A 15257-nucleotide genomic window follows, 5' to 3' on the forward strand; every position below is an offset into this window, starting at 1 on the left:
CTCTCATCGGGGATGGTGTCTCAGAGGCGTCGGTAGATCTCCCGGCGGTGGCCGACCTCGACCACGAGGATGACGAGCCTGCCGTCGTCGATCATGTAGGCGATCCGGTACGAGCCCACACTCAGTCGGTACAGGTCGTCATGGCCCGACAGCTTCTTCACGTCCGCGTCCTCGCGGTACGGGTCGTCGCCGAGGCGGCTGAGCGCATGGAGGATGCGCAGGGCGGTCGTCTGGTCAACGGCATTGAGCTGTCGGCGCGCGGCAGCGGTGAACTCGAAGGCGTACTTCACGCGACGTCCGGCTTGGACGTGCCGAAGATGTCCGCGATCACGTCGGCCAGTGTGGCGCGCGGCGCTTCGCCCTCTTCGGCGAGGGTCTGCAACGCCTTGCGCGCAAGCAACTCGTCCGCCGCCTCCTCCAGCGCGTTGTACTCCTCTATGGGCACGATCGCGGCCACCGGCGTGCCGCCGCGCGTGATGACGGTGGGCTCGCCCTCTTCCGCGTGGTCGAGGAGCCGCGCCAGATTGGCCCGGGCTTCGCGAACGGATACGGATACGGAGTCGTCCATGGCCGAGAGTGTACCCGCATCCGTGTACACAGGCTCACAAACTCTCGTCCCGGCGCACGACAGCGGTCGCCGGCTGCTTCTTCGGCCAGATCAGGTACGTCAACGCGACGATCCCGTGGATGCCGAGGGTCCGCAGCGCCGCCCACTGGAAGGCGCGCAGCGACGAGGTGTCGCCGTCGCCGACGTACCAGATCGCCCACTGGAGGAGGGCGCAGGCGATGGTCGCCGCGAGGAGGGTGCGCAGCCAGAGACGGCCCTCGTGGCGGGCCCGGGCGAGGCCGTAGCGGGGCGGGCCCACGGGTTTCGGTGCCCCGGCCAGGCGATGGGCGGCGTGGCCGTCGAGCCGGCGGATCGTGTAGCGCCCGTAGGCGATGGTGAAGCCGATGTAGAGGGCGGCCAGGCCGTGTCCCCAGCTCGGTTTCGCGCCGTTCTTCAGGTCGACGGCCGTCACCACGAACAGCACGACCTCCAGCAGCGGCTCGCACAGCAGCAGAGCCACGCTGGTGCGGCGCCACTTGAGCAGGTAGCGGACGGCGAGCCCGGCCGCCAGCAGCACCCAGAAGCCGACCTCGCAGGCGATGATCAATCCGACGACCACGACACACCCCTTCCCTCGTCCTTCCAGGCTTCCGGTCGGTGCGGGCGCTTTCGTCGTCGGCGGTGACGAGGTCGTGGTACATCGAAAGATGCAGTTCGGGACCCTCCCCCGGAAGCACGCGCGCGGTGCGCGGGCCGTGTTGGATGGAGCCATGGCCGCACGACTCACCCGCCCGCACCGTGACGACGTACTCATCGCCGTGAGCGGACTGGGCGGTGGGCTGTTGCTGTGGGCCATCGGCCTCTACAGCCGGACGGCGAACGACCCGATCACCGTGGTCGACGCCCGCTGGGCGGTCCTCGTGCCGCTCGTCGTCACCACTGCCTGCGAGCTCCTGCGCCGCACCCGCCCGCGCACCGCCCTGCTCGTCGGCACGGTCGCGATCACCGCGGACCTGGTGACCCGCGGCAACCTCGCCACCATCGTCATGTTCACGGACCTCGTCTATGCGGCCGTCCTGTACGGCACACGCGCCTCCGCCCGCCGCATCGTCTGGATCACCGGCCTGCTCACGGTGATCGGGACGGTCGTCCCGTACGTGGCCTGGCGCGTACCGCAGGCCCTGCTCATCGGGGTCGGCGTCGCGCTCGTCACTGTGGCGCCCGCAGCGACGGGCTGGGTCGTGCGCGACCACCGTGACGCCGCCGACGCCGAGCGGCTGCGCGCCGAACAGACCGCGCTGCTCGCCGAGATGGACCGCAGCCAGGCAGTCGCCGCCGAACGGGCCCGGATGGCACGGGAGTTGCACGACATGGTCGCCAACCACCTCTCCGCGATAGCCATCCACTCCACGGCCGCACTGTCCATCGACGATCCCGGCACATCGAGGGAGGCCCTCTCCGTCATCCGCGAGAACAGCGTCGAAGGGCTCGCGGAGATGCGGCGCCTGATCGGCATCCTGCGCGACGACGACGGTGAGCCGAGCGCGGTCCCGACCCTCGACGGCCTCACCGCTCTCGTCGACGGCGCCCGCGCCAACGGCCTCGACATCACCCTCGACACCGACCACGGCACGGTACCCGCACCGGTCGAACTCGCCGCCTACCGCATCGTCCAGGAGTCCCTGACCAACGCCCTCAAGCACGCCTGCCCGGGCCGCGTCACCGTCGCCCTCGTCCAGCAGGACAGCGTGCTCGACGTCCGTGTGACCAGCCCCTACGGCCACCGGGACGGCCCGCGCGCACCCGGCTCCGGCGCCGGACTGGTCGGCATGCGGGAGCGGGCGGCGCTGCTGGGCGGCACCTTCGAGGCCGGACCCGACGGCGGCTTCTGGGCCGTACGCGCCACGCTCCCCCTGACCGAAGGAGGTTCCGAATGAGCCGGTCCATCAGGGTCCTCGTCGCCGAGGACCAGTCCGCCGTCCGCGCCGGACTCGTCCTGATCCTGGGCAGCGCACCCGACATCGAGGTGGTCGGGGAGGCGGCGGACGGCGAGCAGGCGGTGGCGCTGGCACGGGAGTTGCGGCCGGATCTCGTACTGATGGACGTCCAGATGCCGCGCCTGGACGGAGTGTCGGCGACCCGTCAGGTCGTCGGGGAGGGGTCGGCCGACGTCCTCGTCCTCACCACCTTCGACCTCGACGAGTACGTCTTCGGGGCGCTGCGCGCCGGTGCCGCCGGGTTCCTGCTCAAGAACACCGAGGCGAAGGACCTGCTGGAGGCGGTACGGACCGTGGCCCGCGGAGAGGGCCTGATCGCACCGGCCGTCACCCGCCGCCTGATCGCCGAGTTCGCCACCACGTCCGTACGCGAGCCGACGGCCGATCCCGCCGTGCTCGACAGCCTCACCCGCCGCGAACGCGAGGTGCTGTCCTGCCTCGGCGAGGGCCTGTCCAACGCCGCCATCGCGGCCCGCCTCGACATGGCGGAGGCGACGGCGAAGACGCACGTCAGCCGCCTCCTCGGGAAGCTGGAGCTGCGCAGCAGGGTCCAAGCGGCCGTACTGGCACAGGAGTTGGGGATCTAGCACAGGCCGCGCCAGAGTGGTCCAGACCTATTGACCTATGGTCCAGACCTTTCTATTCTCGCGGCACTGTGGGCGTGAAGGCTCAGTCACGCCCCCCAACTCCCCATAGGAGGCGCACCATGCGCTTCGGACACAGAGCCGCGGCAGGCTTCGCGACCCTGTTGCTGCCGCTGGCCTGTCTCGTCGGCCTCGCAGGCTCCGCCCAGGCCGCGACCACCGCGACGGCGACCTACACCAAGACCCAGGACTGGGGCACCGGCTTCGAGGGCAAGTGGACGGTGAAGAACACCGGCACCACGGCCATCAGCTCCTGGACGGTCGAGTGGGACTTCCCCTCCGGTACGTCCGTCACCTCTGCCTGGGACGCGGACGTCACGTCCTCCGGCACCCACTGGACCGCCAAGAACAAGTCCTACAACGGCTCCATAGCCCCGGGCGCCTCCGTCTCCTTCGGCTTCAACGGAGCGGGCTCCGGCTCGCCCTCCAACTGCAAGCTGAACGGCGACAGCTGCGACGGCACCACGGTCCCCGGTGACGCGGCACCCTCCGCGCCGGGCACCCCCACCGCCTCCTCCGTCACCGACACCTCCGTGAAACTGTCCTGGAGCGCGGCCACCGACGACAAGGGCATCAAGAACTACGACGTCCTGCGCGACGGCAAGGTCGTCTCGACCGTCACCACGACCTCGTACACGGACACCGGCCTGACCGCCGGCTCCGACTACTCGTACACCGTCCAGGCCCGTGACACCGCCGACCAGACCGGCCCGGTCAGCGGCTCGGTCGCCGTGCACACCACGGGCGGCACGACCACTCCCCCGACCTCCGGCTCCGCGGTCAAGCTCGGCTACTTCACCGAGTGGGGCATCTACGGCCGCAACTACAACGTCAAGAACCTGGTGACGTCGGGCTCCGCGTCGAAGATCACGCACATCAACTACGCCTTCGGCAACGTGACGGGCGGCCAGTGCGCGATCGGCGACTCCTACGCCGACTACGACAAGGCCTTCACGGCCGACCAGTCGGTGAGCGGTGTGGCCGACACCTGGGACCAGCCGCTGCGCGGCAACTTCAACCAGCTGCGCGAGCTGAAGGCCAAGTACCCGAACATCAAGGTGCTGTGGTCCTTCGGCGGCTGGACCTGGTCCGGCGGCTTCGGACAGGCGGCGGCCGACCCGACCGCCTTCGCGAACTCCTGCTACAACCTGGTCAAGGACCCGCGCTGGGCCGATGTCTTCGACGGCATCGACATCGACTGGGAGTACCCGAACGCCTGCGGCCTGTCCTGCGACACCAGCGGCGCGGCAGCGTTCAAGAACGTGATGTCCGCGCTGCGCGCCAAGTTCGGCTCAAGCGCTCTCGTCACGGCCGCGGTCACCGCGGACGGCTCCGCCGGCGGCAAGATCGAGGCCGCCGACTACGCGGGCGCCGCCCAGTACGTCAACTGGTACAACGTGATGACGTACGACTTCTTCGGTGCCTGGGACGCCCAGGGCCCCACCGCCCCGCACTCCCCGCTCACCTCGTACAGCGGCATCCCGAAGGCCGGGTTCACCACGGCCGACGCGATGGCCAAGTACAAGGCGGTCGGCGTCCCCGCGAGCAAGCTGCTGATCGGCATCGGTTTCTACGGGCGCGGCTGGACCGGCGTGACACAGGACGCCCCCGGCGGTACCGCGACGGGCCCGGCCGCGGGCACCTACGAGCAGGGCATCGAGGACTACAAGGTGCTCAAGACGTCCTGCCCGACCACCGGCACAGTCGCCGGCACGGCGTATGCGCACTGCGGCAGCAACTGGTGGTCGTACGACACCCCGTCGACCATCGCCGGAAAGATGAGCTGGGCCAAGTCCCAGGGTCTCGGCGGCGCGTTCTTCTGGGAGTTCAGCGGCGACACCAGCAATGGTGAACTCGTGAGCGCCATCAGCAACAACCTGTAAGGCCGTCAAACCCCGTTCACTCTCCTCCGGACTTCACTTCGTCTGGGGGAGAGTGAATGCGGTTACGCCACATTCACTCGCTGTCCAGGCGGGGCTGCCTCCAGCCACGCGAGGAAACCGGTCAGCGCGTCTTCGCTCATCGCGAGTTCGAGACGCGTGCCGCGGTGCAGACAGGTGAGGATCACCGCGTCGGAGAGCAGCGCCAGCTCCTCCTCGCCCTCGGGGAGGCGGCGGCCGGCGACCTCGATCGCGGCGCGTTCCAGGACGCGGCGCGGGCGGTAGGCGTAGGAGAAGACGCGGTACCACTCGATGCGGTCGCCGTTGTAGCGGGCGACTCCGTAGCTCCAGCCTTTTCCGCTGGTGTCGGGTTTCTCCGGGACGTCCCAGCGCAGGCTGCAGTCGAAGGTGCCGCCCGAGCGCTGGATCAGTCTGCGGCGCAGGCCGAAGACGAACAGCCCCAGCACCACAAGGGCGACCACGACTCCGCACACAGTCAGAGCGAGGACCATCGACACCGACCTCCTCGTCTCCTAGGTACCGAAAATAGGTAACGGAACGGAAAAAACCCATATATCTGCCTCAGCCGCGGTCGGCTCCGGATTGCTCCGGTGCCGGCCGCGGCTGAGTGACGTCTTCACATGGTGTGTGGCTTCAGCGGGTCGCCGTCGCCGCACGCAGTCGTACGTCCGCGCGACGCTCGGCAGAGGCATCGCCCTCCGCCTTCGCGCGCTCCAGCTCTCGCTCCACACGCTGGACATCGATCTCGTCCGACAACTCGGCGATCTCGGCCAGCAGCGACAGCTTGTTGTCCGCGAACGAGATGAAACCGCCGTGCACCGCGGCGACGACCGTTCCACCATCACTCGTACGGATGGTCACCGGGCCCGACTCCAGCACACCGAGCAGCGGCTGGTGACCGGGCATGACGCCGATGTCGCCGGACGTGGTGCGCGCGACGACCAGGGTGGCCTCGCCGGACCAGACCTCTCGGTCGGCCGCGACCAGCGCGACGTGCAGCTCAGCAGCCAAGGTGGCTCCTCGGGTCACCACCCGGCGGTTCGGCCGGGTGTTGGTTACAAGTCTAATGGGCGTGAAAGAGGGGGCGGGACGTACCCCGCCCCCTCACACATGAGCCGTAGGGCTCAGTTCGAACTCAGGGAGTTCAGGAGACGCCCAGCTCCTTGGCGTTGGCCTTGAGGTCCTCGATGCCACCGCACATGAAGAACGCCTGCTCCGGGAAGTGGTCGTACTCGCCGTCGCAGATCGCGTTGAAGGCCGCGATCGACTCGTCCAGCGGGACGTCCGACCCGTCGACGCCGGTGAACTGCTTGGCGACGTGGGTGTTCTGGGACAGGAAGCGCTCCACGCGACGGGCACGGTGGACGACGAGCTTGTCCTCCTCGCCGAGCTCGTCGATACCGAGGATCGCGATGATGTCCTGGAGGTCCTTGTACTTCTGCAGGATCGTCTTGACGCGCATGGCGGCGTCGTAGTGGTCCTGCGCGATGTACCGCGGGTCCAGGATGCGGGACGTGGAGTCCAGCGGGTCCACGGCCGGGTAGATGCCCTTCTCCGAGATCGGACGGGACAGAACCGTCGTCGCGTCGAGGTGGGCGAAGGTGGTGGCCGGGGCCGGGTCGGTCAGGTCGTCCGCGGGGACGTAGATCGCCTGCATCGAGGTGATCGAGTGACCACGGGTCGAGGTGATGCGCTCCTGGAGGAGACCCATCTCGTCGGCCAGGTTCGGCTGGTAGCCCACCGCGGAGGGCATACGGCCGAGCAGCGTGGAGACCTCGGAACCGGCCTGCGTGAAGCGGAAGATGTTGTCGATGAAGAACAGCACGTCCTGCTTCTGCACATCGCGGAAGTACTCCGCCATGGTCAGACCCGCGAGGGCCACGCGCAGACGGGTGCCCGGGGGCTCGTCCATCTGACCGAAGACCAGCGCGGTCTTGTCGATGACGCCCGAGTCGGACATCTCCTCGATGAGGTCGTTGCCCTCACGGGTGCGCTCGCCGACACCGGCGAACACGGAGACACCGTCGTGGTTGTTGGCGACGCGGTAGATCATCTCCTGGATGAGCACCGTCTTGCCGACGCCGGCGCCGCCGAACAGACCGATCTTGCCGCCCTTGACGTACGGGGTCAGCAGGTCGATGACCTTGACGCCGGTCTCGAACATCTCGGTCTTCGACTCGAGCTCGTCGAAGTTCGGGGCCTTGCGGTGGATGCCCCAGCGCTCGCCCTCGTACTTCTCGTCGACGTTCAGCACCTCACCGAGGGTGTTGAACACCTTGCCCTTGGTGAAGTCGCCGACCGGCACCGTGATGGAGTTGCCGGTGTCGGTGACCGCGGCCTGGCGGACCAGACCGTCGGTGGGCTGCATGGAGATGGTGCGGACCAGGCCGTCACCCAGGTGCTGGGCGACCTCCAGGGTCAGCGTCTTCTTCTCGCCGGCGTTGGCCGGGTCGGCCACCTCGACGTGAAGCGCGTTGTAGATCTCCGGCATCGCGTCGACGGGGAACTCCACGTCGACGACCGGGCCGATGACCCGGGCGACGCGGCCCGTGGCCGTCGCGGTCTCAACAGTGGTGGTCATTAGCGGTCACTCCCCGCGGTCGCGTCGGCCAGGGCTGCGGAGCCACCGACGATCTCGCTGATTTCCTGGGTGATTTCGGCCTGGCGGGCCGCGTTGGCAAGTCGGGAGAGCGTGGTGATGAGCTCTCCCGCGTTGTCGGTCGCCGACTTCATCGCGCGCCGCGTGGCGGCGTGCTTCGAAGCGGCCGACTGGAGGAGCGCGTTGTAGATACGGCTCTCCACGTAGCGCGGCAGCAGGGCGTCGAGGACGTCCTCCGCCGAGGGCTCGAAGTCGTACAGCGGGAGGATCTCGCCCTGGGGGGCTGCTTCCTTCGCCACCTCTTCGAGGCTGAGCGGCAGCAGACGGTCGTCGAGCGCCGTCTGCGTCATCATCGACACGAACTCGGTGAAGACGATGTGGAGTTCATCCACGCCGCCCTCGGCCGTCTCGGTCTCGATGGCCTCGATCAGCGGCGCCGCGACCTTCTTGGCGTCCGCGTACGTCGGCTCGTCGGTGAATCCGGTCCACGACTCCGTGACCTTGCGCTCACGGAAGTTGTAGTGGGCGAGGCCACGGCGGCCGACGATGTAGATGTCGACCTCCTTGCCCTCCCCCTCCAGCCGCGCGGTCAGCTGCTCCGCCGCCTTGATGGCGTTGGAGTTGAAGGCACCGGCGAGACCACGGTCGCTCGTGAGGAGCAGCACCGCGGACCGCGTGACCGTCTCGGCCTGGGTGGTCAGCGGGTGCTTGGTGTTCGAGCCGGTACCGACCGCCGTGACCGCACGCGTCAGTTCTTTCGCGTACGGCGTGGAGGCCGCCACCTTGCGCTGCGCCTTGACGACGCGCGAGGCGGCGATCATCTCCATCGCCTTGGTGATCTTCTTGGTCGCGGTGACGGATCGGATGCGACGCTTGTAGACCCGGAGCTGGGCTCCCATGAGTCAGGTCCCTTCCTTACGTCACTTGGCGGCGGCCGGGGCGTCCTCGCCGAGAAGCTTGCCGTCCGAGGTCTCGAACTGCTTCTTGAACTCGGCGATCGCGTCGGCAACAGCGGTGAGGGTGTCGTCCGACATCTTGCCGCCCTCGCGGATGGAGGTCATGAGGCCCTGCTCCTTGCGGTGCAGGTAGTCCAGGAGCTCCTTCTCGAAGCGGCGGATGTCGGCCACCGGGACGTCGTCCATCTTGCCGGTGGTGCCGGCCCAGACGGAGACGACCTGGTTCTCGGTGGACATCGGCTCGTACTGCGCCTGCTTCAGCAGCTCGACCATGCGCTGACCGCGCTCCAGCTGCGCCTTCGACGCGGCGTCCAGGTCGGAACCGAAGGCGGCGAACGCCTCCAGCTCACGGAACTGGGCGAGGTCCACACGGAGGCGGCCGGCGACCTGCTTCATCGCCTTGTGCTGGGCGGAACCACCGACTCGGGAGACGGAGATACCGACGTTCAGCGCGGGGCGCTGACCGGCGTTGAACAGGTCCGACTCCAGGAAGCACTGGCCGTCGGTGATGGAGATGACGTTGGTCGGGATGAACGCCGAGACGTCGTTGGCCTTGGTCTCGACGATCGGCAGACCCGTCATCGAGCCGGCGCCCATCTCGTCGGAGAGCTTCGCGCAGCGCTCCAGCAGACGGGAGTGCAGGTAGAAGACGTCACCCGGGTAGGCCTCACGGCCCGGCGGGCGGCGCAGCAGCAGCGACACGGCGCGGTAGGCGTCGGCCTGCTTCGACAGGTCGTCGAAGATGATCAGGACGTGCTTGCCCTCGTACATCCACTGCTGACCGATGGCCGAACCGGTGTACGGCGCAAGGTACTTGAAGCCGGCCGGGTCGGACGCGGGGGCGGCGACGATGGTCGTGTACTCCAGCGCGCCGTTCTCCTCCAGCGCACGGCGGACCGACGCGATGGTGGAGCCCTTCTGGCCGATGGCGACGTAGATGCAGCGGACCTGCTTCTTCGGGTCGCCCGAGCGCCAGTTGTCGCGCTGGTTGATGATCGTGTCGACGGCCAGGGCGGTCTTGCCGGTCTGGCGGTCACCGATGATCAGCTGACGCTGACCGCGGCCGACGGGGGTCATCGCGTCGACGGCCTTGTAGCCGGTCTCCATCGGCTCGTGCACCGACTTGCGCTGCATGACCGTGGGGGCCTGCAGCTCGAGGGCGCGGCGACCGGACGTCTCGATCTCGCCGAGGCCGTCGATCGGGTTGCCGAGCGGGTCGACGACGCGGCCGAGGTAGCCCTCGCCGACGGCGACGGACAGGACCTCACCGGTGCGGGTGACCGGCTGGCCCTCCTCGATGCCGGCGAACTCGCCGAGCACGATGGCACCGATCTCGCGCTCCTCGAGGTTGAGGGCGAGGCCGAGGGTGCCGTCCTCGAACTTCAGCAGTTCGTTGGCCATGGCCGAGGGCAGACCCTCGACCTTCGCGATGCCGTCGCCGGCAAGGGTGACCGTACCGACCTCCTCGCGCGAGGCCGCGTCCGGCTTGTACGACTGGACGAAGTTCTCCAGCGCGTCCCGGATCTCCTCCGGCCGGATCGTGAGCTCCGCCATCTGGGTTCCCTGCTCTCCTTGTTGGGCCCGAAGTTTCAACTTGGGGGTCTGGGGGCGACCCCCAGGAATCCTCTGCACGACCCAACCGGGCCGTAGGTACTACTGCTGTACTGCTGTTCTGCTTATGAAGTTGCTGCTCAGCTCGCCAGGCGGCGGCCGGCGTCCTCGATGCGGTCCGCGATCGAGCCGTTGATGACCTCGTCGCCGACCTGCACCCGGATCCCGCCGAGGACCTCGGGGTCCACGTCGATGTTGAGGTGCATCGTGTGGCCGTAGAGCTTCGCGAGAGCGGCGCCCAGGCGCTGCTTCTGCGTGTCGCTCAGCGGCACCGCCGAGGTGACGACGGCGACCAGCCGGTCCCGGCGCTCGGCGGCGAGCTTGGACAGGGACTCCAGTCCCGCCTCCAGGCTACGTCCCCGCGGCGCGGTCACAAGGCGCGTCACCAGACGCTCGGTCGACGGGACGGCCCGGCCGCCGAGCAGCCGGTGCAGCAGCTCGATCTTGGCGGCGGTGGTCGCGGCGCGGTCGGTGAGCGCGGCACGCAACTCGGTGTTCGAGGAGACGATCCGCCCGAAGCGGAACAGCTCGTCCTCCACGTCGTCGAGCGCACCCCGCTTCTGCGCGGCGGTGAGCTCGGCGATGTCCGCCAACTGCTCCAGCGCGTCCACCAGATCGCGAGACTGCGACCAGCGGGAGCGCACCATGCCGGACACCAGGTCGACGGTCTGGCCGCCGACCTGGGAGCCGAGCAGGCGCTGGGCCAGCTCGGCCTTGGCCTCGCCGGCCTGCGCCGGGTCGGTGAGGACCCGACGCAGCGACACCTCGCGGTCGAGCAGCGCGGTGACGGCGGCCAGCTCGTCGGCGAGCTTCGTCGCGTCGGCGGACGTGGAGTCCGTCAGCGCGTCGAGGCGCTCGCGTGCGGCTGCCAGGGCCTCGCGGCTCGCTCCGTTCATCGGGTGGCCTCGGCCTTCTCCTCGAGCTCGTCGAGGAAGCGGTCGATGACGCGGCTCTGCCGGGCGTGGTCCTGAAGGGACTCACCGACGAGCTTGCCGGCCAGCTCGGTTGCGAGGTGACCGACGTCCTGCCGCAGCGCGGACGCGGCGGCCTTGCGGTCGGCCTCGATCTGCGCGTGGCCGGCGGCGACGATCTCCTCGCGCTGCCGCTGACCCTCGGCGCGCATCTCGGCGATCAGCGCGGCACCCTGCTCCTGCGCCTCCTGGCGAAGACGCGCGGCCTCGTGCCGGGCCTCGGCGAGCTGGGCCTTGTACTGCTCGAGGACGCTCTGGGCCTCGACCTGAGCCGCCTCGGCCTTCTCGATGCCACCTTCGATCGCCTCGCGGCGCTCCTCCAGAACCTTGTTGATGTTCGGGAGCAGCTTCTTCCAGAAGAAGAAGAACACGATGGCGAAGGCGATGGCTCCAACAAGCAGCTCGGGGCCGGCCGGGATAAGCGGGTTCTGCTGCTTTTCCTCGGCCGCGAGCGCTACCAGGTTGGCGATCACATCAGTGCCTTTCGTCGAAACGTGTCAGGTAAGGCGGATCAGGTACCGAACACGAACGGCATAACGATGCCGATGAGGGCGAGCGCCTCACAGAAGGCGAAACCCAGGATCTGGTTGGCGCGGATCAGACCGGCCGCCTCGGGCTGACGGGCCAGGGCCTGGGTGCCGTTACCGAAGATGATGCCGACGCCGACGCCGGGGCCGATGGCTGCGAGACCGTAACCGATGGAACCCAGGGAACCATGGACGCCAGCGGCGAGTTCGAGGGTCGCGGACATGCCGTTACTTCCTTCTCTTATGCGAACCGGTGGGGGTTGACCACCGGACGACCTGGGGGTGGATGGGGCTCAGTGATGCTCGGCGAGAGCGCCCTGAACGTAGGAGCAGGCCAGCAGCACGAAGACGTACGCCTGGACGGCCTGCACGAAGAGCTCGAAGAGGATCATGACCACGGTCATCACGAACGAGACACCGGCGGCCGGGATCATGTAGCTGTTCAGCAGGTACCAGGAGGCGACGGTGAACATCACCAGCATCAGGTGACCCGCGAACATGTTGGCGAAGAGTCGCACCGCGTGTGTGAACGGGCGGACCAGCAGGTTCGAGAAGAACTCGATGACCATGACGAGCGGCAGCACACCACCGAGCGACTTGTCGTAGCCCGTCACGTTCTTGAAGAAGCCGACGAAGCCGTGCTTCTTGAAGGTCAGGGAGACCCACGTGACGTAGACGACCGCGGCCAGCACCACCGGGAAGGCGAAGACCGAGGACACCGGGAACTGGGCCAGCGGGATCACGGACCAGATGTTCATGATCCAGATGAAGAAGAACAGCGAGACCATGAGCGGGACGTACTTCTCGCCCTCGCGCTTGCCGAGCGTCTCGTAGACGATGCCGCGGCGCACGAAGTCGTAGCCGGCCTCAGCGACCATCTGCAGCTTGCCCGGGACCACCTTGGCCTTGCCGAACGCCAAGGTGAAGAACGTGACTACGAGCAGCGAGGTGATGAGCGCGAGGAGCATCACCTTGTTGAACTCGAACCCGCCGACCGTGACGATCGGCTTGAACAGGAACGAGTGCAGGCCCGGAGCCGGGAAGCCACACCCGTTGTCGGACATGATCCGACAACTCCAGTCAAAGGCGAGCTGGGTCTGGTCAGCACTCACCGCGGGCTCCTTCGGCGTGACGCATGGGTACGGCAACCTCGTTGTGTCGGCGCGGCGCGCAGCCGCGGGTCGGCACTGGACTGGTGTTACGGATGTGAGGGCGGCTGGGGGGCATCAAGCCTCGCGATTGAGCAGGCGTCAGCTCAGATGCCCGCGCCCACGATGCCGCAGTTGGCACCGGACGATAGCAGGAGATCTCACAAGCCTTTTTCCCGCCCCTGTCCCTCACGACGACGACCCTGTCTTCTCGGACTTTCCACTCTTCTCGGAGTCGGGGTCGATGTAGAAAAGCTTGGCTTTCATATGCGCACGAGCCTGCGCAGCCATCCACACGACAGTCGCGACGACGAGCGAGACGGCGAACGTCTTCGCATTGAAGAGGGTGGTGTCCTTGAAGACGGCCACGAAGATCAGGAGCAGCAGGAGCTGAGCGACGTACAGCATCAGCCCCATGGCCTGGAACAACTGCGGGACCGTTTTTGCCGTCCACTGCAGGACGTACAGACCGATTCCCATGAACAGGATCGCCAGCAGTGTGCCGACCACCGCGCCGAGCGCACCCTTGCCGCCGGCGACCGCAGCGCTGACGGCGACAGCGATCACGCCGACAGCCGCTGTGGGCACAGCGGTCTGCAAGAGGTTCCGGGCGTCATTGGACGGCATGGCGGCAACTCCGCTTTCACAGGGGGGCAGGTGTCGTCATGGACGAGCGTAGTCCCGGATCGAGAGGGGAACTCACGGCCAATGGGCCGTCGCACTACGGCCCTTCAGCTCTCTCCGGGGTTCTCGTGAACCGTATCACAAACTATTTGATGCGGTCTTTACCTAGCAGGTGTGCTTGCCGTCACACATGAGAGTGACAGTGCGCGTCTGTGCAGAAACCGAACCGTCTTGTCTGATATTGGAGGGCTTTGTTCCCCCACGAGTTGGCAATGCTCTAGTCAGATTCTTACCTTGTCGAGTCAGCGCGGAGTACCGGCCTTGCGGCGGTCCAGGAAGCGCGGACGGGCGCCCAGAGCGGTCGCACCGTTCACTCCTGCCACACCGGCCACGACCGGAGGACGCTGTTCCTCTTCGGCTGCGGCCGGGTGCGCGGGAGTGGACGCGGTTTCGGCGACGGCCCTGCGGCGGCGGTAGCGCGGCGGCACGAAGTGCTCGGCCCAGCGCGGGGCGCGCGGTGTGAAGCGGGGCAGCAGCAGGAGCAGCAGGCCGATGGCACAGAGGATCACGATGCCCAGCACGATCCACATCGAGGCCGAGTTGACCGAGTAGGCGAGGGCGCCGAAGGCGATCAGCGCCGACCAGAAGTACATGATCAGGACGGCCCTGCTGTGCGAGTGGCCGATCTCCAGCAGCCGGTGGTGCAGATGCCCGCGGTCCGCGGCGAACGGCGACTGGCCCCGCCAGGTGCGGCGCACGATGGCCAGCACCAGGTCCGCGGCGGGGATGGCGATGATCGTCAGCGGCAGCAGCAGGGGGATGTAGACCGGGACCATCTGGTGCACGGTGTTGCGCTCGGACCCCGCGAACAGCTTCATGGCGTCCGGGTCGACCTGGCCCGTGATGGAGATCGCGCCCGCGGCCAGCACCAGCCCGATCAGCATCGAGCCCGAGTCGCCCATGAAGATGCGCGCGGGGTGCATGTTGTGCGGCAGGAAGCCCACGCACATGCCCATCAGGATGGCCGCGAACAGCGTCGCGGGGGCGGCGGCCTCGATGCCGTACGAGTACCAGATGCGGTAGGCGTACATGAAGAACGCGGCGGCGGCGATGCACACCATGCCGGAGGCGAGGCCGTCCAGACCGTCCACGAAGTTGACCGCGTTGATCGTGATGACGACCAGCGCCACCGTCAGCAGGGTGCCCTGCCACTGGGTCAGCGCGACGGTGCCGGCGCCGGGGACCGGCAGCCACAGGATGGTCAGACCCTGCATGACCATCACACCCGCGGCGATCATCTGGCCGCCGAGCTTGATCAGGGCGTCGATCTCGAACTTGTCGTCCAGGACGCCGATGAGCCAGATGAGCGCCGCTCCGGAGAGCAGCGCCCGCGGTTCGTTGGACTTCTCGAAGACCTCGTTGAGGTTGGTGAGATGGTCCGCGACCAGCAGGCCCGCGCACAGGCCGAAGAACATGGCGATCCCGCCGAGGCGCGGAGTCGGCTCCCGGTGCACGTCACGGGCCCTGATCTCCGGCATGGCTCCGGCCACGATCGCGAACTTCCGTACCGGCCCTGTCAGCAGATACGTCACCGCGGCCGTGATGCAGAGCGTCAGCAGGTATTCACGCACAGGCTTCCCCACAGGTCTCGCTGGCCATCTCAGCCCCACACCCTAGCGACGCACGCATATGAATGGGGACTGCCGGGTAGCGACGATGGTTGCACGCGTGC

General features: G+C 67.8%; 17 protein-coding genes. 3 read left to right on the forward strand and 14 right to left on the reverse strand.

The features are described from left to right. Positions 1 to 20: 20 nt before the first annotated feature. From AB0N07_RS27810 to AB0N07_RS27820, 3 genes are read right to left on the reverse strand one after another with little or no spacing between them, the layout of a single operon-like run. The gene (locus tag AB0N07_RS27810) at positions 21 to 290 is read right to left on the reverse strand and encodes a type II toxin-antitoxin system RelE/ParE family toxin (RefSeq protein WP_365839575.1); all 270 of its coding nucleotides are present in this window, start codon (positions 288 to 290) and stop codon (positions 21 to 23) included. Then, a complete protein-coding gene (locus tag AB0N07_RS27815) occupies positions 287 to 568 on the reverse strand; it encodes a type II toxin-antitoxin system Phd/YefM family antitoxin (protein WP_365839577.1) in 282 nt (93 codons plus the stop codon). The genes AB0N07_RS27810 and AB0N07_RS27815 overlap by 4 nt, the downstream gene beginning before the upstream one ends. Positions 569 to 602: 34 nt before the next feature. Then, positions 603 to 1166: a hypothetical protein gene (locus AB0N07_RS27820; protein ID WP_365839579.1), complete on the reverse strand. Its 564-nt coding sequence runs from the start codon at positions 1164 to 1166 to the stop codon at positions 603 to 605. Between the two features lie 151 nt (positions 1167 to 1317). Here AB0N07_RS27820 and AB0N07_RS27825 point away from each other — a divergent pair, with 151 nt between their 5' ends. The 3 genes from AB0N07_RS27825 (at position 1318) to AB0N07_RS27835 (ending at position 5071) form a co-directional block, all read left to right on the forward strand. Beyond that, on the forward strand, positions 1318 to 2484 hold the full coding sequence (locus AB0N07_RS27825; protein WP_365839581.1) for a histidine kinase: 1167 nt from the start codon (positions 1318 to 1320) through the stop codon (positions 2482 to 2484). Beyond that, a complete protein-coding gene (locus tag AB0N07_RS27830; protein ID WP_365839583.1) occupies positions 2481 to 3131 on the forward strand; it encodes a response regulator transcription factor in 651 nt (216 codons plus the stop codon). The genes AB0N07_RS27825 and AB0N07_RS27830 overlap by 4 nt, the downstream gene beginning before the upstream one ends. 119 nt (positions 3132 to 3250) lie before the next feature. Continuing rightward, on the forward strand, positions 3251 to 5071 hold the full coding sequence (locus tag AB0N07_RS27835) for a glycoside hydrolase family 18 chitinase (protein WP_365839585.1): 1821 nt from the start codon (positions 3251 to 3253) through the stop codon (positions 5069 to 5071). Between the two features lie 62 nt (positions 5072 to 5133). Here the strand turns inward: AB0N07_RS27835 and AB0N07_RS27840 are convergent, their stop codons facing one another. The 11 genes from AB0N07_RS27840 to AB0N07_RS27890 all read right to left on the reverse strand — a co-directional run bounded on the left by AB0N07_RS27840 (position 5134) and on the right by AB0N07_RS27890 (position 15156). Continuing rightward, positions 5134 to 5580, reverse strand: a complete 447-nt coding sequence (locus AB0N07_RS27840; protein WP_232652304.1) for a DUF2550 domain-containing protein — start codon at positions 5578 to 5580, stop codon at positions 5134 to 5136. A 142-nt stretch (positions 5581 to 5722) separates the two neighbouring features. Then, positions 5723 to 6100, reverse strand: coding sequence for a F0F1 ATP synthase subunit epsilon (locus AB0N07_RS27845; RefSeq protein WP_030929143.1), 378 nt, complete (start codon positions 6098 to 6100; stop codon positions 5723 to 5725). A 133-nt stretch (positions 6101 to 6233) separates the two neighbouring features. Continuing rightward, complete coding sequence (gene atpD, locus AB0N07_RS27850) at positions 6234 to 7670, reverse strand: F0F1 ATP synthase subunit beta (RefSeq protein ID WP_365839588.1); 1437 nt, start codon at positions 7668 to 7670, stop codon at positions 6234 to 6236. Next, positions 7670 to 8587: a F0F1 ATP synthase subunit gamma gene (locus AB0N07_RS27855; protein WP_365839590.1), complete on the reverse strand. Its 918-nt coding sequence runs from the start codon at positions 8585 to 8587 to the stop codon at positions 7670 to 7672. The genes atpD and AB0N07_RS27855 overlap by 1 nt, the downstream gene beginning before the upstream one ends. Before the next feature lie 21 nt (positions 8588 to 8608). Next, a complete protein-coding gene (atpA, locus tag AB0N07_RS27860) occupies positions 8609 to 10198 on the reverse strand; it encodes a F0F1 ATP synthase subunit alpha (protein WP_365839591.1) in 1590 nt (529 codons plus the stop codon). Between the two features lie 137 nt (positions 10199 to 10335). Further along, positions 10336 to 11151 carry a F0F1 ATP synthase subunit delta gene (locus AB0N07_RS27865; RefSeq protein WP_365839593.1) on the reverse strand — a complete coding sequence of 272 codons (816 nt, stop codon included), beginning with the start codon at positions 11149 to 11151 and terminating at the stop codon, positions 10336 to 10338. Beyond that, entirely contained in the window at positions 11148 to 11699 is a 552-nt protein-coding gene (locus AB0N07_RS27870) for a F0F1 ATP synthase subunit B (RefSeq protein ID WP_365839595.1), read from the reverse strand. Before AB0N07_RS27870 ends, AB0N07_RS27865 begins: the two co-directional genes overlap by 4 nt. A gap of 38 nt (positions 11700 to 11737) precedes the next feature. Then, on the reverse strand, positions 11738 to 11977 hold the full coding sequence (locus tag AB0N07_RS27875) for a F0F1 ATP synthase subunit C (protein WP_365839597.1): 240 nt from the start codon (positions 11975 to 11977) through the stop codon (positions 11738 to 11740). Between the two features lie 69 nt (positions 11978 to 12046). Continuing rightward, on the reverse strand, positions 12047 to 12817 hold the full coding sequence (gene atpB, locus AB0N07_RS27880) for a F0F1 ATP synthase subunit A (protein WP_365839634.1): 771 nt from the start codon (positions 12815 to 12817) through the stop codon (positions 12047 to 12049). Positions 12818 to 13090: 273 nt separating this feature from the next. Continuing rightward, on the reverse strand, positions 13091 to 13528 hold the full coding sequence (locus AB0N07_RS27885) for a hypothetical protein (protein ID WP_365839599.1): 438 nt from the start codon (positions 13526 to 13528) through the stop codon (positions 13091 to 13093). Between the two features lie 299 nt (positions 13529 to 13827). Next, entirely contained in the window at positions 13828 to 15156 is a 1329-nt protein-coding gene (locus tag AB0N07_RS27890; protein WP_365839601.1) for an MraY family glycosyltransferase, read from the reverse strand. Positions 15157 to 15257: the final 101 nt, after the last annotated feature.

It is taken from the genome of Streptomyces sp. NPDC051172 (genome assembly GCF_040682555.1).
Taxonomy (GTDB): Bacteria; Actinomycetota; Actinomycetes; order Streptomycetales; family Streptomycetaceae; genus Streptomyces.